At 36.0% G+C, this 18,628-nt stretch carries 21 protein-coding genes; 11 read left to right on the top strand and 10 right to left on the bottom strand.

Going from position 1 to position 18,628, the window contains the following annotated elements; all coding sequences use genetic code 11:
• The first annotated feature begins 26 nt into the window (after positions 1 to 26).
• The 4 genes from WA249_RS05020 (at position 27) to WA249_RS05005 (ending at position 3,348) form a co-directional block, all read left to right on the top strand.
• Positions 27 to 920 carry a hypothetical protein gene (locus WA249_RS05020; RefSeq protein ID WP_336166733.1) on the top strand — a complete coding sequence of 298 codons (894 nt, stop codon included), beginning with the start codon at positions 27 to 29 and terminating at the stop codon, positions 918 to 920.
• 307 nt (positions 921 to 1,227) lie between these two features.
• On the top strand, positions 1,228 to 1,689 hold the full coding sequence (locus WA249_RS05015) for a hypothetical protein (RefSeq protein ID WP_336166732.1): 462 nt from the start codon (positions 1,228 to 1,230) through the stop codon (positions 1,687 to 1,689).
• Positions 1,690 to 1,881: 192 nt separating this feature from the next.
• Positions 1,882 to 2,607, top strand: coding sequence for an SH3 domain-containing protein (locus WA249_RS05010; RefSeq protein ID WP_336166731.1), 726 nt, complete (start codon positions 1,882 to 1,884; stop codon positions 2,605 to 2,607).
• A gap of 69 nt (positions 2,608 to 2,676) precedes the next feature.
• A complete protein-coding gene (locus tag WA249_RS05005) occupies positions 2,677 to 3,348 on the top strand; it encodes a hypothetical protein (RefSeq protein WP_336166730.1) in 672 nt (223 codons plus the stop codon).
• A 137-nt stretch (positions 3,349 to 3,485) separates the two neighbouring features.
• Here WA249_RS05005 and WA249_RS05000 read toward each other — a convergent pair whose 3' ends face one another.
• Positions 3,486 to 4,142, bottom strand: a complete 657-nt coding sequence (locus WA249_RS05000) for a haloacid dehalogenase-like hydrolase (protein WP_336166729.1) — start codon at positions 4,140 to 4,142, stop codon at positions 3,486 to 3,488.
• A gap of 143 nt (positions 4,143 to 4,285) precedes the next feature.
• Here WA249_RS05000 and WA249_RS04995 point away from each other — a divergent pair, with 143 nt between their 5' ends.
• Positions 4,286 to 4,636 carry a DUF5991 domain-containing protein gene (locus tag WA249_RS04995; protein WP_336166728.1) on the top strand — a complete coding sequence of 117 codons (351 nt, stop codon included), beginning with the start codon at positions 4,286 to 4,288 and terminating at the stop codon, positions 4,634 to 4,636.
• A 76-nt stretch (positions 4,637 to 4,712) separates the two neighbouring features.
• On the opposite strand, the gene WA249_RS04990 is transcribed toward WA249_RS04995, so the two are convergent.
• Both WA249_RS04990 and WA249_RS04985 read right to left on the bottom strand, forming a co-directional pair.
• Complete coding sequence (locus WA249_RS04990; RefSeq protein ID WP_336166727.1) at positions 4,713 to 5,081, bottom strand: hypothetical protein; 369 nt, start codon at positions 5,079 to 5,081, stop codon at positions 4,713 to 4,715.
• A 247-nt stretch (positions 5,082 to 5,328) separates the two neighbouring features.
• The gene (locus tag WA249_RS04985; protein WP_336166726.1) at positions 5,329 to 6,672 is read right to left on the bottom strand and encodes an alpha/beta fold hydrolase; all 1,344 of its coding nucleotides are present in this window, start codon (positions 6,670 to 6,672) and stop codon (positions 5,329 to 5,331) included.
• A 210-nt stretch (positions 6,673 to 6,882) separates the two neighbouring features.
• On the opposite strand from WA249_RS04985, the gene WA249_RS04980 reads away from it, so the two are divergent.
• Both WA249_RS04980 and parE read left to right on the top strand, forming a co-directional pair.
• A complete protein-coding gene (locus tag WA249_RS04980; protein WP_336166725.1) occupies positions 6,883 to 7,464 on the top strand; it encodes a YqiA/YcfP family alpha/beta fold hydrolase in 582 nt (193 codons plus the stop codon).
• A 14-nt stretch (positions 7,465 to 7,478) separates the two neighbouring features.
• Positions 7,479 to 9,362 (top strand): DNA topoisomerase IV subunit B, encoded by a 1,884-nt coding sequence (gene parE, locus WA249_RS04975; RefSeq protein WP_336166724.1) that lies wholly within the window; start codon positions 7,479 to 7,481, stop codon positions 9,360 to 9,362.
• Between the two features lie 120 nt (positions 9,363 to 9,482).
• Here the strand turns inward: parE and WA249_RS04970 are convergent, their stop codons facing one another.
• On the bottom strand, positions 9,483 to 9,986 hold the full coding sequence (locus WA249_RS04970; protein ID WP_336166723.1) for an ureidoglycolate lyase: 504 nt from the start codon (positions 9,984 to 9,986) through the stop codon (positions 9,483 to 9,485).
• Positions 9,983 to 10,993, bottom strand: coding sequence for an allantoicase (alc, locus tag WA249_RS04965; RefSeq protein WP_336166722.1), 1,011 nt, complete (start codon positions 10,991 to 10,993; stop codon positions 9,983 to 9,985). The genes WA249_RS04970 and alc overlap by 4 nt, the downstream gene beginning before the upstream one ends.
• Before the next feature lie 199 nt (positions 10,994 to 11,192).
• On the opposite strand from alc, the gene hpxO reads away from it, so the two are divergent.
• Positions 11,193 to 12,350, top strand: coding sequence for an FAD-dependent urate hydroxylase HpxO (gene hpxO / locus WA249_RS04960; protein ID WP_336166721.1), 1,158 nt, complete (start codon positions 11,193 to 11,195; stop codon positions 12,348 to 12,350).
• A gap of 52 nt (positions 12,351 to 12,402) precedes the next feature.
• Here the strand turns inward: hpxO and WA249_RS04955 are convergent, their stop codons facing one another.
• The 5 genes from WA249_RS04955 to puuE all read right to left on the bottom strand — a co-directional run bounded on the left by WA249_RS04955 (position 12,403) and on the right by puuE (position 16,530).
• Entirely contained in the window at positions 12,403 to 13,128 is a 726-nt protein-coding gene (locus tag WA249_RS04955) for an outer membrane protein OmpK (protein WP_336166720.1), read from the bottom strand.
• Between the two features lie 122 nt (positions 13,129 to 13,250).
• Positions 13,251 to 14,618: a nucleobase:cation symporter-2 family protein gene (locus tag WA249_RS04950; protein ID WP_336166719.1), complete on the bottom strand. Its 1,368-nt coding sequence runs from the start codon at positions 14,616 to 14,618 to the stop codon at positions 13,251 to 13,253.
• Positions 14,619 to 14,642: 24 nt separating this feature from the next.
• Positions 14,643 to 14,966, bottom strand: coding sequence for a hydroxyisourate hydrolase (gene uraH, locus WA249_RS04945; RefSeq protein WP_336166718.1), 324 nt, complete (start codon positions 14,964 to 14,966; stop codon positions 14,643 to 14,645).
• Complete coding sequence (gene uraD, locus WA249_RS04940; RefSeq protein WP_336166717.1) at positions 14,963 to 15,466, bottom strand: 2-oxo-4-hydroxy-4-carboxy-5-ureidoimidazoline decarboxylase; 504 nt, start codon at positions 15,464 to 15,466, stop codon at positions 14,963 to 14,965. The genes uraH and uraD overlap by 4 nt, the downstream gene beginning before the upstream one ends.
• 98 nt (positions 15,467 to 15,564) lie before the next feature.
• Complete coding sequence (gene puuE / locus WA249_RS04935) at positions 15,565 to 16,530, bottom strand: allantoinase PuuE (protein ID WP_336166716.1); 966 nt, start codon at positions 16,528 to 16,530, stop codon at positions 15,565 to 15,567.
• 252 nt (positions 16,531 to 16,782) lie between these two features.
• On the opposite strand from puuE, the gene WA249_RS04930 reads away from it, so the two are divergent.
• The 3 genes from WA249_RS04930 to WA249_RS04920 all read left to right on the top strand — a co-directional run bounded on the left by WA249_RS04930 (position 16,783) and on the right by WA249_RS04920 (position 18,610).
• The gene (locus WA249_RS04930; protein ID WP_336166715.1) at positions 16,783 to 17,133 is read left to right on the top strand and encodes an HPF/RaiA family ribosome-associated protein; all 351 of its coding nucleotides are present in this window, start codon (positions 16,783 to 16,785) and stop codon (positions 17,131 to 17,133) included.
• A 151-nt stretch (positions 17,134 to 17,284) separates the two neighbouring features.
• Complete coding sequence (locus WA249_RS04925) at positions 17,285 to 17,830, top strand: ankyrin repeat domain-containing protein (protein WP_336166714.1); 546 nt, start codon at positions 17,285 to 17,287, stop codon at positions 17,828 to 17,830.
• 12 nt (positions 17,831 to 17,842) lie between these two features.
• Positions 17,843 to 18,610 (top strand): transporter, encoded by a 768-nt coding sequence (locus tag WA249_RS04920; protein ID WP_336166713.1) that lies wholly within the window; start codon positions 17,843 to 17,845, stop codon positions 18,608 to 18,610.
• Positions 18,611 to 18,628 lie beyond the last annotated feature (18 nt).

Here is an 18,628-nt window from a genome sequence, read left to right as displayed (position 1 = left end):
TAATAAACAGACTAAATGGTGAAAAAATGAAAAATGTATCTGTTAGCTCAACTATATTTGTAGTTTTATCAATTTTCGGATATTCAAGTAATACATCTGTAGCTAAGGATATCAATAAAATCGATGTAAAGGACTGCTCAATTGATTATGATGAGGTGGATTTTTGTTCCAAAGAAAGATTAAAAGATTATAATAATATTTTAAAAAACAAAGTATCAAATTTTGATAAAAACAAGTTTTTAATGAATTTTAAAGAAAAAAATTATTTATATTTTGCAGTTATTGAATTAGAAAAGCTTAAGGTTTTCACATTCCCAGCTTCATTAAGTGTAATGTCAAATATTAAACCTATAGAGTTTTCATCTGATAGTAATTCATTTTGTTTAAATGGTAACTTTAATCAATATCAAAACTCCTATAGAGCAGTAAAAACTTGTTATACATATAATAATGGAAGTTTTGATTTTAAATCTAGAGTTGAATTAGATAAGGATATAAATAATTCTAATAATGTGATAAAAAAACTTAATTTACCAATTTCCTCAGATTTTTTCTCTAAATGTAGGGAGAAAAACTCAGCTAAGAAATGCACGCAACTTGAAAATTCTAATAATCGGGCTTACTCTTTCTCTGAATTAGAAAAAATATCTCCTGATTTTATAAATGTACTTAATGACACAAAAGTGGATTCATTAAATGTAAATACATTTAGATTCCTTCCTCAATTCAAAGATAGCTTTTATTCTATTGCTGAAAAATATATTGATACAGATGAAAGTTCTAGTTCTGAATTTTATTTAATAAAAATAAAGCCTGATTTAAAAGTGGAAAAAATAGGAGATTACTATTCAATTGATAATTCAGAGGTAATAAGTTATAAAGATAAAAATGGTAAAATTTTAAAGAAAAATTTAAAATAAAAAAAGGTCTTAAATTAGACTAATATATACCTTGATTGTACCCCAACCAAGTTGGGGTATAGAGAGAAATTTTAATTAAAATTTTGAAAAATAGTAATATTTTTTATTGTCATGGCAGTGTAAAGCTCTGTCATTGCTAATGAAAATACTCAAATTGTAAATATATCTTCTATCAATTTTAATAACTAAAACTATAAAATAAAATTTAAATCATTAATGAAAGATTATAAATAAGTAAAATAAAAATTATTATGATGTTTTTTTATAAATTTTCTTATAAAATAAAGTACAAGTTTAGGTGTAACTTATGAAATACAAATTATTTACATTTATTTTTCTATCCTTTTTCTTTGGTGTTACAAATGCAAGTAATGATGAGAAATGTTTTAAAGACTCGAAAAATTTAATCACTACCTTATATAAAAATTATCCTGTGGATGGAAATAAAATTATTGAGAATGCTGATAGAAAAACTATTTCTAGGTTTTTTTCTAATCAACTAACAAATATGTTAGTAAAAGATTATACGTGTAGAAGTAATTTAAATGGTGTATGCAATATAGATTTTAATATTTTAAGCAATGCACAAGATGATATAGGTAAATTTAGTATACTACAAGCTACAGATAATATTGTTACTGTTAAATTTAATACGCCTACACACGATGAATTTATTGATTTTCTGATAGAAAATAAAGGGAAATGTAAGCTTATTAAGAATATAAAATACGATAATAATACTAATTTGATTAAGATCCTACAGCAATAATTTTTTTATTTAGTGATTATGTCAATGCAGTATATAAATTGCGGCTTGATAGAAATCTGAAAGTGATTTTCATGATGATAAAGAATAACCATGAATTTTTAAAATTTTGATTATATTTTATAATAATATTATTTTGAAAGATGATATTGTTATAAAAGAGATCATTCAAAGTAAATAATGAGCTTAGCTTAAATGAAACAATATCTTAAATTTATAGTTTTTACTTCTTTCATGATCGGATCTATTGAGGCTTCATATGCTGACTTTGGTTTTATTCAAGATAAAGATGGGTACGTTAATGTACGAGGAAATTCAAGTTTAAGTTCGAAAGTTACATCCAAATTATATAACAATGAAATTGTTTCTTGTGCAATGGATGGAGGGACAAATAATTTTTGTTTAGTTAATGCAAGCAATGGTGTAACAGGATTTGTCTATAAAAATAGAATAAATAATTTTGGTGGTTACACTTCTATTAAACTATCTCAATATTCTAGAGAAAAAGCTGTTTATAGTGATAAAAATATAATAGTAGAAGTGTATGCAAAAAAAGCTATTTTAGATCCTAAACTTTATAAAACTTTTAAAGGTGAATATAAGTATTTTAATAATAAAAAGTTCTTTGGTACAGATGGTAGCCTACCTGACAATAATTTTTTACAACTTGATAAAATTATTGTTAAAGAAAAAGATAACAGAATAGAAATCAGTAGAACTGAGCTCGAGCAATATTTTTTCCCTAAAGATGGTGTCGATGGGGGCAAGAATGAGCTTGCTGATTTTAAAATATATTACTTAAATAATAATATCTTTATTTTAAATACTTTTAATGAGAGTGGTGCAGCAGCTTACAATATTGTTTTAAATGTAAAGAATGGGAAATTAGTTTCTAATAAAGCTTGGAAAGTTGAAATTTGATAAAATTCATATAGTAAAGTTATGAATGGCTATAAATATTAATTTCATTAGTGATGCGAGAAAATAGAAGTGATTTATAAAAAATTAGTTTTTGTATGTTTAGTAGGTTTTAGCTTATCTACTATTCAATATGTAATTGAAGGAGCTTATGCAAATTCTTTTGAAATAAAGAAAGTAAATAATAATCAATCCATTGAATCTACTGAAAAAATTAGAAAAATAAAAAAGGGTTTAGATAATAAAATTTATTTATTATTAGATCCTGATGAAGAATGTATTATAAGTGAAAAACCTCTTAATCAAGATATCGTAATTATTTATAAAGATGATGAAAAAATTAAATATGATGTCGTAACACCAGTATTGAAAAATGATGATTCTGATTGTGTTTCAGAATTAGCTTTTGTTACAGATGAGCCTAATTATTTTTATAATATTAATAAAAGAAGTAATGAGTTAGTTCGTGGTTATGGTCTTGAATTAAATAAGGATCAGATTCTATATAAAAATAATAAAATTAGAGGAGTTGATTTGATAGGGGATGGAATTCCTAATATTGTAACTGAATGTTTTTCGAATGAAGGTGCTCATTTTAATATTTTTGGAGGACACAATAATGAAGAAAAATTATTACATCGTTATACCTACCTAGATATGAATTTACAAGCTTCATGTACTGAAAATGAAGAAATATATAGTAAAGGTTTGTTGGATTTAAGAAATAAATATAGAGAAAATTAATGAAAAGTATCTGATAATATTCACGATAAATGAAAATTTAATTTAGATAGTATAGGCACTTTTATTACTAAAAGTGCCTATACTATCTTTATTTAGTCGTTAGAAAGCTTATATAAACAATACTCATATCATAACTTTTAAACCCAATTTAATATTTTTAAGTTATTGATTTTTATATTTTTAATTTTGTTGTTATTCCCGTTAATTAAATAGGGTAGTTTAGCGCCAATTAAAATAGGTAAGTCATCTTCAATATCATCACTGTATGTTGCAAACCAAGGTTGTTTGATATCAAGCTTATTCAATCTTCTTACTTTTTCTTCAGACCTGCAATGTATCCCACTTATCCATCCTCCTAGTTTCTTTTGTAGAGGAGTACCAATAATTCGTACATCTAGATTGATAGACTCGAGTAAAACATTCGCTAACTTTTCTGGTGCAGCCGTGGCAATAAACACAATTCTTCCATTGGCTAAATGATCTTTAACTTCGGCTATACCTTGCTCAAACCAATATAATGAACTGGAAGTAGTTTCATTGATATTCTTAGAGAAATTTTTAAAGCTGTATTCTAATTCTTTTTCGTTTAAGCTATACGTTGCAATCCATAAATACAATGAAGCACCTTTAGATTTATATTTCTTAAATTTCATAAGAGGTAAAGCGATGGGCGTAATAATAAGTGCAGCGATAAATCTAAAAATATTAGATTTCAATTTATCTGTTAACCATGCCTTTGTAGAGTCACCCGATAGTAATGTCCCATCCAAGTCAAAAACAACAATTTCTTTCATATATTTCTCTATATTTGGTAATAGTGATAAGCATTAATTTTCAAAATAGTATTTTTAAGGATTGATTTATAAAATAATAAAATATTTTATTGTATTGTAATTTGGTTATAATAGTTTGATTTGATTATTTATAAATTAATTAAATGAAAAAAATTTGTTTATTATTGCTTATTCTTTCTGCTAACACATTTGCAAATACAGATAAGTGGAATGGTACTTATCATTATTATAGTTCAGAAGAACTACTAGGTGGAAATGTTGCGACGATAGAATCTGTCTTAACACTAACACCAAAAAAGTGTGAGTATTCTATTGCTGGCTTTCAGGTTGATAAATCCTATATATGCAAAGTGAAAGAGAAAAATAACGAGCTTTATTTCTTTGAAGTTCAAAGTAGTGAAAAGTTAGGAAAAGTAGTCATTAAGAAAGGAAAATACTATCTTTATTCTGATGAAGTTTTAGATATCAAAGATAATCTATTGTATAAAGATTAGTAATGACTATAAGTTATCTTAATAATTTTAAAATAAATAGGATACCAAAAAGTATCCTATTTATTTAATTTAAAAATTAGTAATCAGGTTCCCAAACTAAGGCAAGTTCTGTTCCTAATATGTTTTCTAGTTCTTTTATTATTTCTGGTCGAAGTTGAGTATCCAAAGCTAACTCATCATAATCATCTTCATCTGAGTTGACTGCGTTTTCATCCTCATCAATAAGCCAATATTTATTTGAACCACTTGGTAATCCAGCAGTTAATGTAAAAGGACTTTCTATAAATTTACTGTCGAGAGTAATTTTGGCATTATCCCAACCACATGGATAGTGTTCTGCTTCCGGTACAATTATTTCAAAAAAAGATATAGCTTGATCTTTTTGATCTTGTGTTGGTTGGTATTCTTTGTCTACGACATAGACATAAACTTTATGCTCATGCATTTTTATCCCCAATAGATTAAATTATAAAAAATTGCATATCAAAAATAATTATTTAATGAAAATATTAAGATATTAAATAATATGGTTGTATTTTATATGAAAATTTTAATATTTATCAAATAATAAAATTGTTGGTTCTTGGATAATTGTTTTTTATTTAAACTATAAATTTTTTAGTGTATATATATTATTCTAAAATTGAATTTATCCTTTTAATTAAAAAGCCCAACTTAAGTTGGGCTTTTTTTTACGTCTCTACAATTCCTTCTAAATCTTCGAGCGTATAGTTTGGCATATCAATAATATGAGTTTGAATACCTTCTTGGACATAATCATTCACATGAGGGTATAGCCAGCGTGTGATCTGCTCGGCAACACTCGAGTGATACTGAATTTCAAAGTGATTTAAGCCATAAAACACGGCTTTGTGCGAATCTGGAACTTTAAGCTGAAAACGTGGATTTGGATGTTCGCCAAGTGCGCTTTTCACACTCACCAAATAGTCTCCAATCACGGTAAGCGCTTTATTGCGTACTTTTTCAAACTCCAGTGTTCCTGCCACTAAAAAAGTATTGATATGGGAAGGTAACGGAGCTGGGGCACGGTTATCATCCATCATGCCAATACGGGCATCCATATATTCCCAGTCGTCATCACGAACACTACCGTGGCGTAAATCTAAAATCCCATTACTACGAATATTAACTAACTGACCGAGTAAACCCACAAAAGGGAAGGCCCCGAGCTTATCTTGTATGGTAAAGCCAAAACGCTCAAGTACTGCACCATGATGTGGAGAGCCAATGCATACTAGATTCTCGACCATATGAATCCATTGATACATATTTTGTTTGCCGTAAAACAAGGCGCTACGAGAAACCAGTCCGCCCATACTATGGCCAATAATATCAATGCTGGTAATTCTTGGATTACGTTGTACCAAATCTTCTAATAAGTTGGAAAAACTGCGCCCATTTGCTGAAATGCGGCGACCGGTATTGTAGTTTAAATACAGCATGGTGTTGTGGTCACGCTGTGCTAAGAGGCGCTCCCCAATACCCCCATAATGTGCGTTTGACCAACTCAGATGATTCATACACAAACCATGAACCAAAATCACAATACGTCCTGCAAGTTCCCCTTGTTGTATTGCACCGTAGTGATCGTATAGCACCATTGGTAAAGCGAGTGGACTATGTTGTTTAAGTAGGTAATCCCCAAAAATCCCATTCAAAATTCCGACCAAAAAATGTTGGCTCTGAGTGAGTGGTTTTTCGTGAAGTGTGGGATATTTCTCAATAATGTGACGTAAACTTGGGGCTAAAAAGTGGCTACCATATTTCTGTAATGCGCCATAAGAAAATTGATATGCCTTTTGCACAAATGGTCGTTTTTGAAAGTTTTTTGCATTTTGTGTGCTCACACCAAAAGCATTTTTTAATACTTCAATATTAATAACTTGTATTAATTCATGTACACCATTTAAGCTGGTACTGAACAGTTGAGCTAAACCTTCTAATACGTCTGCCTGACTAGGTGGCGTACGATCCCATTTACAATAAGTTTCATGTAGTGGTGTTAAGCTCGGCATATCTTTTCCCCATATACGTTATAACTGACGTTTTAAGCTGTACTTTTTATCAACGGCAGTAAACGTTTCCATCTTAGTAGTTTAAATAACACATGTTTTTAAAATACTGATGAATGGTAAGTTGAGTGGTTTTTCTTGTCTGACAATAGTGTTTTTATATACAAACTGAGAACAAAAATGTGAGTTTATTCTCAATTTAGAGGGAAATATATGAATATTATCTACCTCCATGGCTTTAATAGTAGCTCTTCTTCAATTAAAGGACTAAGCCTTAAGCAGTATTGTAGCGAATTAGGCATAAATGTGCATTTGCCAGACCTAAACAGATCTCCTAATCTAGTGGTAGAGCAAGTTTCAGCGCTGATTGAATCTTTGCAAGACGTGGCTTTAGTTGGTAGTAGTCTCGGCGGTTTTTTTGCGACATATTTTGTCGCGAAATATAATATTCCGGCTGTACTGATTAATCCTGCTATGCAACCATGGAAGTTGTTTGATGAGTTATTCCAAGTTGAAAGCATGCCCTATGTGGTGAATGATCAATGGTCAATTGATCATGTTCAGTTGCGACAGTTACAACAACTGGAACTGAAACAACCTGAAAATGCTGACAAAATACTCGTCTTGTTGCAACAAGGCGATGAAATTTTGGATTATCGTCAAGCACAACGCTATTATAGTGCTGCAACGCCATCCTCATTGATTTTGACGGATGCTCATGGCAATCATGCTATGGAAGATTTTGAAGAAAAATTACCGTTAGTGATCGAATTCTTTGCGCACACCATCAAATAAGGAAAACGTACAACGTGACACAATATACGGCTCAATCGCTTGAAGTCCTTTCTGGTTTAGACCCTGTTCGTCGTCGTCCAGGGATGTATACCGATACGACTCGACCTAACCATTTAGCTCAGGAAGTTATTGATAATGCTGTTGATGAAGCATTAGCGGGTCATGCCGACAAAATATGTGTCACAGTTTATAAAGATGGTTCATTGTCGGTTGAAGATAACGGCCGTGGTATGCCGGTCGATATTCACCCTGAATATGGTCAATGTGGTATCGAAATTATTCTGACCAAGCTCCATGCTGGCGGTAAATTCAGTACTGATAACTATCAGTTTTCTGGTGGTTTGCATGGCGTGGGAATTTCAGTTGTAAACGCTTTATCAACACGTGTTGAGGTCGAAGTTCAACGTCAGGGTAATCTATACCAAATGGCGTTTGAGCAGGGTGAACCCGTTGCACCTTTGGCCATTCTCGAAGGTAAAGCTCCAAAACGCGCGACAGGTACAACAGTACATTTTTGGCCAGAAACCAAATATTTTGATAGTCCGAAATTTGCTTTAAAAGCCCTAAAACATAATTTAAAAGCCAAAGCTGTTTTAGCCGCTGGGTTAAAAATTATTTATATCGATCAAATTAACGATGAAAAAATCGAATGGCAATTTGAAAATGGCCTCGTCGATTATTTGATGGATGAATTGCAAGACCGCGAAATTTTGCCAAATCCTGCTTTTGTGAGTAATGGTCAGGCAGATCGTGCGGCATGTGAGTTTGCGATTTGCTGGAATGTAGAAGGTGGTGAGCAGGTTCAAGAAAGTTATGTCAACCTGATTCCAACCGCGCAAGGCGGGACTCATGTGAACGGTTTACGTTCAGGGGTAACCGAAGCATTACGTGAGTTCTGTGAGTTACGTAACTTGTTGCCACGTAACCTTAAACTTTCGGCAGAAGATGTTTGGGATGGCGTGAACTATATTTTGTCACTCAAGTTCCAAGAACCGCAGTTTTCAGGTCAAACCAAAGAGCGTCTCTCTAGCCGAGAAGCATCTAATATTGTTTTAAATATTGCCAAAGATGCTTTTTCACTTTGGCTAAACCAACATGCTGAAATTGCCATGCAACTGGCAGAAATGGCAATTTCTAAAGCAGGTCGTCGTTTAAAAGCAGCTAAAAAAGTTGAGCGTAAAAAGATTGTTTCTGGCCCTGCTTTACCGGGTAAATTGGCTGACTGTGTTGGGCAAACCCGTGAAGACACTGAGTTATTCATTGTCGAGGGTGACTCAGCAGGTGGTAGTGCCAAGCAAGCACGTGATAAAAACTTTCAAGCCATCATGCCAATTCGTGGAAAAATCTTAAACACATGGGAAGTTTCTTCAGATGAGGTTTTGGCTTCTCAGGAAGTTCATGACATTGCGATTGCCATTGGCGTAGACCCAGGTAGTGATGATTTATCAGAGCTGCGTTATGGCAAAATCTGTATTTTGGCCGATGCTGACTCGGATGGTTTACACATTGCGACCTTACTCTGTGCCTTATTCGTTAAACATTTTCCGACATTGGTTGAGGAAGGTCATCTATTTGTAGCAATGCCACCATTGTTCCGTATCGACATTGGTAAAGATGTCCATTATGCGCTTGATGATGATGAGCTTGAAGTCATCTTGAAAAATGTGAAAGGCAATCGTAATCCGCAAATTACCCGATTCAAAGGACTGGGTGAGATGAACGCGAGTCAGCTACGTGAAACGACCATGGACCCAAACACTCGTCGTTTAGTACAACTCGATCTAGACGATGCTCATTTAACAGCGGGTTTACTTGATAAGTTACTTGCCAAAAAACGTTCAGCAGATCGTAAGCAGTGGCTTGAGCAGAAAGGTAACTTAGCCGATATTACTGTTTAAAATAGAATAAAAAAATCCCCGCTTAATAGGCGGGGATTTTTTATGTAAATCTAAATTGTTGGAAATCACCACAACAGTTTCTGCCATTAAATTAAAATAGACAGATCTGTATATTTTAATTTAGGCCGTAATTTTTATAAGCTCTGGAAATTGAAAAACATCACAATTTGCTCCCGTTCCAATTCGATCCACCACCACAAAATCACTCGGTGCTTCAAAGGTAAGCAAAGGATGATGCCAAGTGCCTGCCCGATAATTGATACTTTGCTTTCCATTTGAGATAAAAGCACATAGCTTTGAAATGTCGGGAGTATTCTCGTCTAAAGCGGGTGCCACAATAATTAAAAACTTTTGTTGCTGTAATGGAATAAATGCCTGAGAGCCTTTCGGATGACGTTCTAGCATTGAAATTTCCAGAGGCAATACACTGGCTTTAATATTACGAAAAATACTAATTCCTGCGTTTGCTTCCCCCTCAATCTCAGTTTGGACGAGCGCATGGTAGCGCTCGGTGTGGGCATCATTAATATGAAAAAAGTCATGCCCGTCACAACAAATGACCTCTCCGAAGGGCTGAAAGTTCTCAATTGTTAAAGGCTGAATTTGGACATTATTCATGATCATGACTTGGCAATTTTTCCCCATAAACGAACGCGGCTAATTCCACCATCCGGAATCATGTTAATACGAATATGGGAGATTTTCTCATGCTGTAAAATTTCATTCACATATTCATGAATATGGTCCATTTGCATTGGTTGAGCTTCAAGTAAATAAGACCAGAACATACTTTGTGGAATTAGTTGTGCATCGGTTGCATTTTCAAGGTAAACCGCTTGAATAGATACTTGGGCAGGGAAATTCCCTTTAAAGTGAGCTGTATCAATTTCAAGTTTCTCAATTCTTCCGCTTTTACCCAACGCAAGAATACACCAGTCATAACCCGGTGCTCGGCGGCGTTTGGTTTCCCATCCATCGCCCATGTTGACGCCACGGCTAGGGTTAATCAAATTACGTGGATGTCCGAAATGAGCATCGCTATAAGCAACTACGCGACCACCATTCTCGAGGGCTAATAAATCGAGAGTTTGCTCGCTGTCAGTTACCTGAATATGAACGTCTCCATAAACACGTAAACGGGCAATACCACCATCTGGGAAAATATTGAGGCGTATATGAGTGAAAAGTGCATCATTATTGACCATAAAAATATGATGCTGACTTGGGCCGAGTTCAGTATTACTTAAAACATTTTCCCATTTTGCCCCTGTAAGGTCGCCATTTGGTGCATAACATGCTTCTAAAGATGCAGATGCTGGATAATTTCCTGTGAAAAAGCTGGTATCAATATCAAGAGCACTGATTTTTCCACTAACACCTAGCTTCACAATGCACCAGTCATAACCTGCATGACGCTTTCGGCGCGTTTCCCAACCATCCATCCATTTGCCGTTGTCATCAAATTTATCTTCAACAAAAATAGGTGCATCAAATTGCAGCATACGCTTTGCTTCTGCAAAGAAATCATCTGAACACTCAATGACTTGTGCACCAATTCGGGCATCTGCCAAATTAGTTTTCGAATTCAAAATTTCAGGAAGTTCAAATGCTGGAGCGTGCAATGTTGCCATAGTAGATTATCCGTATTTCTTGTTAAAAACATGATTTTTCATTTAAAACTGCGCCAACACGGAGCGTGTTGAGACGAGTTTTACACGTAAATATATAAGCATGGTGCATGCCAGTTTTGTGGAAAAACTAAATAAATTTTGAACAATGGCATGTTTTTAGCATAAGCACCCTATAGGTGAATATCTATAGGAGCGTGTTATGAATGTGGTGATTATTGGTGCGGGAATGGGAGGTCTAACCACAGGCATTGCATTAAAAAAATTTGGTCACCCAGTTCGTATTTTTGAGCAAACTGAAAAGATTTTGCCCGTCGGAGCCGCAATTTCGCTGTGGTCGAATGGTGTGAAATGTCTAAACTATCTGGGATTAACTGACAAAATCGCCAAACTTGGTGGACAAATGGATGATTTGGCCTATGTGGATGGTCTAACTGGAGATGTGATGACACAATTCAGTTTACTACCATTAATTGAAGAAGTAGGCCAAAGACCTTATCCAGTTGCACGCGCCGATTTACAAAATATGCTGATGGATGAGTTTGGCAGAGATCAGATTTATTTAGGCAAAAAAATGGTCAGTCTTGATGATAAAGCTGATTATGTTGAGGTCCATTTTGCAGACGGTAGCTCTACACAAGCCGATTTAGTGATTGGAGCTGACGGTACCCACTCACTAACTCGTGCCTATGTGTTGGGTCAGCAAGTACAGCGCCGTTATGCAGGTTATGTGAACTGGAATGGCTTGGTTGAAATATCTGAAGATTTAGCTCCAGCTCAGCAATGGACGACTTATGTGGGGGAAGGCAAGCGAGCTTCTCTAATGCCAGTTGCAGATGGCAAGTTCTATTTCTTTTTAGATGTGCCTTTGCCAGCAGGTCTAGACAATAATCGAGATGACTATAAAAAACTTTTAAAACAATATTTTGCTGATTGGTGCCAGCCTGTGCAGCAGCTCATCGAACGTTTAGACTCGCAAAAGACCAATCGGGTAGAAATCCATGACATTGAACCATTTACTCAATTTTATAAAGGTCGTGTGGTGATTTTGGGAGATGCTGCACACAGCACCACACCTGATATTGGACAAGGCGGTTGCCAAGCGATGGAAGATGCGATTTATTTAGCGCGTTCTCTGCAAATTAACACTTTAGGTGTCGAAGATGCTTTACGTCGCTATCAAAACAAGCGTAATGAACGTGCAAATGAATTGGTACTTCGTGCGCGTAAACGCTGTGATGTGACTCATATGAAAGATGAAAGCGTTACACAAGCATGGTATGCAGAATTACGCCGTGAACAAGGTGGACATATTATGCAGGGGATTATTAGCAATATTGTGGGTAATCCACTCGATTAAAACAAAAACAGCAAGGAATTATCCTTGCTGTTTTATGCTTCTAAATAAAATTTTAGAAGTGGTATTTAACCAATGCGCTGACGTTATTTTCGTCTCGGCCTTGCAGACCGAATTTATTATTCCATATCGAGTGTTCGATACCGAGGTATAGACGTGTGTCAGGAGAAATGTGTTTACCCACATTCCATTTCCACTGGGTTGTCCAGTTCATTTCGCTGGCATGGTCACCTTCAGCAGTTGACCAATCAAGGAAACCATCTACCAAAAATTCTTCAGATGCAATATTAAATGGAATTCCATAGACGAATGTCATTTGATAATCGTCGTCAGTTTTCTCATTGCTCGCGCGGTAGAAGTTTAAATTCGCATATTTAAAATATGGAATGTCTAAATCGACAGCAAAACCATATAAGAAGTTATCGAAATTATTGCCGTTTTCGCTGTTACTTTCCCAAGTGGTACTAATGAGCACATCTTTAATTGGGCCATAAGCCAATTTTTTGCCAGATATTTCGCCTAAGCTCAAACGTGGTGATAACTCAAAATATGTGCTTTTGTGATCGTTTTCGCCGCGCATGCGGTCCATAAAGAAAAACACATCAGCATATTTAACTTTTGCTGCATATTCCAATGTAATGGTAGTTTCTTTAGCGTCTACAACTTCATAGTTTTCACCATAAAGTCCAGTCACGCTAAAATCTTGCCAGATTGGTTTTGCCTGAACCACGGCAGTTGTAGATAACAAGGCACAAGTCGCCGCCAGTTGCTTTAATCGCATTTAAATGATCTCCCCCCAAATAAAGCACGCTAAGGATACAGAGTCTTAAGCAAAAATGAAGCCAAATTTGATCAACGGTTAAAAAAAATGCCCACCGAAGTGGGACTCTAAAAATTAATTCATTAATGTGTATTTCGGGTGTTTACGGTTTGGCTTAAATGAGGGGTAGATGAGCTATGAAGTAAAGGTAAATGATTAAATAATAAATTCAATAAGATAGCAAAGATACAAGTTGAACTAATACCTGAATGAAATAAAGTTTGTACCCAAGTTGGAAAATGAGCATAAAATTCATGGTTAATAATTGGAATCATTCCTGCCGATAAAGCAGTCGCGACAATAATTAAATTTTTCTGATCGTTATAATTAATTTTTGCCAAAGTGCGAATTCCGCTCGCCGCAACCGACCCAAACAAGACCAAACCTGCACCACCAAGTACAGGCATAGGAATTGCGGCAATGAGGCGGCCCATAACAGGTAATAGACCCAAAATAATCAGAATGACACCGCCGGCTGCCACGACAAACCGACTTTTTATGCCGGTAATTGCAACCAGCCCAACATTTTGGGCAAAAGCGCTTTGCATGAATGAACCGAAGAGAGGTGCGAAAGCACTAGAAAACATGTCGGCACGCACACCATTGGCGATCCGTTTCGAATCGACCTCAGTTCCTACAATGTCTCCGACAGCAATAATATCAGCTGTGGTTTCCGTCATAATCACCAAGGTAACAATCAGCATCGACAAGATCGCACTGAGCTCGAAAGTTGGTAATCCAAATGCAAATAAATGTGGAAATTGTAGCCATGCACCTGAGCTGACCTGACTAAAATCGCCAAAGCCCATGAAGTAAGCCAGTATTGTGCCAGCCACGATCGCTAATAATATGGATAAACGACGAATGCTTGCTTGAGGCAGCATATTTAAAACAATCACAATGCCTAAGGTGAGTAGAGCCAAAGAAATATTTTCTACGCTTCCCCAACTGGGTGCTTTATCGTTGCCACCCATCATCCAGCGAATTGCAACGGGTAACAGAGATAGTCCAATTATCGTGATGACGCATCCCGTCACAACAGGTGGAAAAAAACGAATGATTTTTGAAAAATAAGGTGCAAGGCATAGTCCAATCAGAGATGCGACAATCACCGCACCATACACAGCAGGTAAGCCGCCACCAGTGGTGATAATGGCAACCATGGTTGCTACGCCAGCAAAAGACACACCCTGAACTAAAGGTAATTTTGCGCCTAGATATTTGGTTCCAATGGTTTGTATCAGTGTTGCCAATCCGCCTACAAATAGGGCAGCTGCAATGAGCATTCCGACTTGTGCTGAGCTTAAGCCAGCTGCTGTTCCAATAATAAGTGGCGGGGCTACAATACCCCCATACATAGTAAGCACATGCTGCAAACCGTAAGCAAAACTTTTGGAAATTCCTAAATATTCATGCTCTGGAGAAATCGCATTCTTTTGTCGATGATTCATATTTTCTCCTATTTATATTTTGAGTTAGCTACCGCGATAAGTGGAGTAAGCAAACGGGCTAATGAGTAATGGAATGTGGTAATGCTGGTTGATGTCTTCTATAAAAAATTGAATACAGACACGCGGGAAAAAAGTTTTGACTTGTTGTGAGGAAAAATAAGATTCAATTTCAAATTCAAGTTGATAAGCACCTTCACCCAAGTCTTTTATTCCAAAATCACCCACACGCCCATCTTGATTGGTGGTTGCGGTCGCAATCAGCTCATGGGTTTTTGCATGAAATAACTTCACTTCTACGTATGCAGCTGGTTTACCTAAATTCGTATCTAAAATATGAGTGCTGATCATGCTTGTATTTCCTGAGACAGGCGTAATAGAGCAATCGCTGCGAGTTGCTCATGTACAATTAGTTTTTCTATAGCTAAGTTGTTTTGAAGACGCTTATGAAGGTTTTTTAAAATCTCATCGCTACGGAGTCCTGCGGCTTTAATTAAAAAAATAAAACCAAACTTTTGTTCATAATCTAGGTTGCCTTGTAGCAGAGCCTTTTGTGTTTGTTCATCTAACGAAATGTCGGCTTGTTCTTGAGCTGAAAAGTCTTGTTCTTTTGCATTGAGTTGCTTTTTTGCCTGTCGTTCACCAATTTTTGGATGGGTTGCTAAAGCAGTTTCGATGTCTTGCCATGACCATATGTGGCTTAGTTGTTCTGCATACCCTAAAAGAACTGACGTTGATGAGTAGGGGCGTTCTGAAATAATTTTTTCTGCCCAAGCTGGAATATGGACGCAGTTGTTTAACAGAGTCTTGAGTTGTTCAGGTGGTGCTTGGTTAAACTCGGCTAAAAACACTGTTATTCCTAAGCTCATTATGGTGATATAGAGTTTTAGCAATAACAGTGCCAACAATAATTTGTGATTCGCTTATGAGTTTAGAAAATTAAAATCAATTATTGAGTTATGTGATTTTTATACCAATGTTCTGCAATATCCTGACGACGACAAACCCAGACACGATCGTGCATTTGAATATAGTCTAGAAATTTTTGTAATGCTTTAAAACGTCCTGGACGCCCTAAAATACGGCAATGCATACCGATCGACATCAGTTTTGGTGCAGTTTCACCCTCTGCATACAACACATCAAAACTATCTTTTAAATATTGAAAAAATTGTTCTGAATTATTAAATCCCCCCGGTGAACAGAACTTCATATCGTTGCATTCGAGCGTATAAGGAATAATTAAATGAGCTCTTGATGCACCAGCAGCATCGGTAAGCGTCGTCCAAAAAGGCAAGTCATCGCCATAATAATCAGAGTCGTATTGTATTTGTGGAAACTCGGTAAGTAACTGACGCGTATTGGGACTGTCACGTCCGGTGTACCAACCTATTGTTTTATTTTCAAACAAGTTTTCTAAAACAGATAAGGCTTGTTCTATATGCTGTTTTTCTAATTCAATATCAGTGTCCTGATAGTGAAGCCAGCGGTAGCCATGAGAAACTACATCATAATCAGCTTGCTTAATTGCTTCCACAATATGAAGATTTCGGGCAAGTGCCATCGCAACTCCGAAAATGGTCATCGGGAGCTTACGTTTTTGAAATTCAGCATGAATGCGCCAAAATCCAGCACGTGAGCCATATTCGTACATAGAGTCCATCGACATATGTTTAGCAGGGTAGCTTGCAGCGCCAATAATCTCCGATAAAAACTGTTCTGAGCCTTCATCGCCGTGCTCAACATGTTTTTCGCCACCTTCTTCATAATTAAGCACAAATTGCACAGCAAGCTTGGCATTGTTAGGCCATTTCACCTGTGGAGGCTGCCCGTGATAACCGATTAAATCACGTGAATAAGGAGACTTTTGAATTTGCTCAATGAGCTCGGCTCCAGATAGGTAAAATTTGGACACGATTGCTCTCCTTTTGTTCAATTTTTCATAAAAATTTAAAAAATCAGCTTGCATATTTTTATAGATGGACTGATATTGAAGATATGGAGATCTTCAAAATATATTAAAAGCAGTACGTTTAAGTCAGGAGATAACAAACCATTACACCATCAAAATGTACAATTGAAGTCAGTTCATGCATGCTTAAAACATGCCAACATAAAAAAGTTTTGCATAGAAAAGATCCACAGTAAGAAAGAGAGGATGGTATTTATGAATATTGAAATCCGCACAGATAAAAACATCCATAATAGCGAACGTTTAATTACTTATGTACGTGCAGAACTTACTCAAGAATTCCAACGTCATAGCGAACGTATTACGCATTTCTCGGTTCATTTTAGTGATGAAAATGGGGATAAAAGTGGCGACAAAGACATCCAATGTATGATCGAAGCACGTCCTTCTGGTTTGAAACCAATTGCAGTGCACCATAAAGCAGGCAATATTGATGCTTCAATTCATGGTGCGATTGAAAAATTAAAACGTAGCCTTGAACATACTTTTGAGAAAAAGGAGCACCCGAGAGGCGGCCTTCCTGAATTTATTGATGATGAAGTATAAAAGATTGTAAAAAAGCCCTGCGGGGCTTTTTTTTTATTTGTTGAAAATAAAACTATTCACAACATTAGATTTGCAATGCAATGCAATCAACCTCTAAAATCTGGAGAAGAGATTAGGCATAATAGCTCTAATATATTTTTGAGAGATGGTCATGTTAACCACCCAGCAGCAAGCTTTAATTAAAGCCATAGAAGAATTAGAACTCGCGCAAGTGCAGAAATTACTTGCTGACGGACTTGATCCGAACTTTATTGATCCGGAACAAGGGCCACCTATATCAATTATCTGTGACGGAATTTTTAAATGGTGGGAAAATGTATCTGAAGCTTATGAAGCAGGTACACCATTATCAAAAGAAGAAAAGCAACAAGCATTACAAGTTTACCTCGATATACTCGAAGCTTTAATTCAGGCTAAAGCTAATTTACATCTTTGGGATGCAGAAGAGTTTTATGGTCCGTTATGGGATGCTGCAAGCTCGGCATGTGCACCAGCGGTTCAACGTTTACTTGACGAAAAAGTTGATCCAAACACACGTGATGAGGAAGGACTCACCATTTTATCTTCAATCAGTCAGTTGTTCTTTGATTGTGATTTTGATGAAATAGATTGGTCAGAGGCGCTTCAAGAAGAGCGTGAAACACTAGAGTTATTGCGCCGTCATGGAGCAAAAATGTCAAAAGAACTCACTACTTGATTGGATATTAAAATGAAAATAGTACAAATTTTAACTTTTGCTCTGACCACCGTTGCAGCAGGAAGTACTTTCGCAGCAGAGTTCTCGTTTGACCGTCCAGGTTCAGGCTTCGGAACAGGCATCACGCCAGTAGGGCAGTTAGCTTGGGAACAAGGTTTACCAAGTGCAACTTATACAGAATCAACTGTTGATGGCGTGAAAGAAAAAACTGTAACCGTAAATGCGGATATGTTATTCCGTACAGGTTTGGCTAAGAACTTAGAATTACAATTAGGCTGGCAAGGTCCGGGATGGACTCAAACCAAACGTGCAGGTAAAACAACAGATACCTCTGGTCTAGGCGATGTAAGCATTGGTTTAAAAAGAGCTATTGATTTAAATGATGAAAATTTAACAATGGCTGTATTGGCTCAAGCTGTCATTGCAACGGGTAATGATAAATTTACTGCGCATGATGATATTTATAGCCTAAGTTCAGCAGTGGCCTATCAATATAGTGACTTGATCAATACCGCAATTACCATGCGCTACGAAGTGCAAAACAGTAACTGGGCTGTGACTGCAATTCCAACTATCAATTATAAGATTGCGGGTAAACTTTCTGGTTATTCTGAATTTGTTTATCGTAAAGCTGAAAGCCAAGACTACCAATATAGTTTAGGTACAGGTTTAGTGTATGCACTAAATAAACGTACTCAACTTGATGCGAGTGTTGGCGTCGATTTGGATGGTCAAGATAAGGGCTACCGAGGTGGCTTAGGTATGGCGTTTTTGTTCTAATCGAAGCAATTTAAATTT

It is taken from the genome of Acinetobacter sp. 161(2023), from assembly GCF_037027805.1.
Classification (GTDB): Bacteria; Pseudomonadota; Gammaproteobacteria; order Pseudomonadales; family Moraxellaceae; genus Acinetobacter.
The sequence above is the reverse complement of the archived record's forward strand: the minus strand, read 5'-3'. Positions and strand labels throughout refer to the sequence as shown.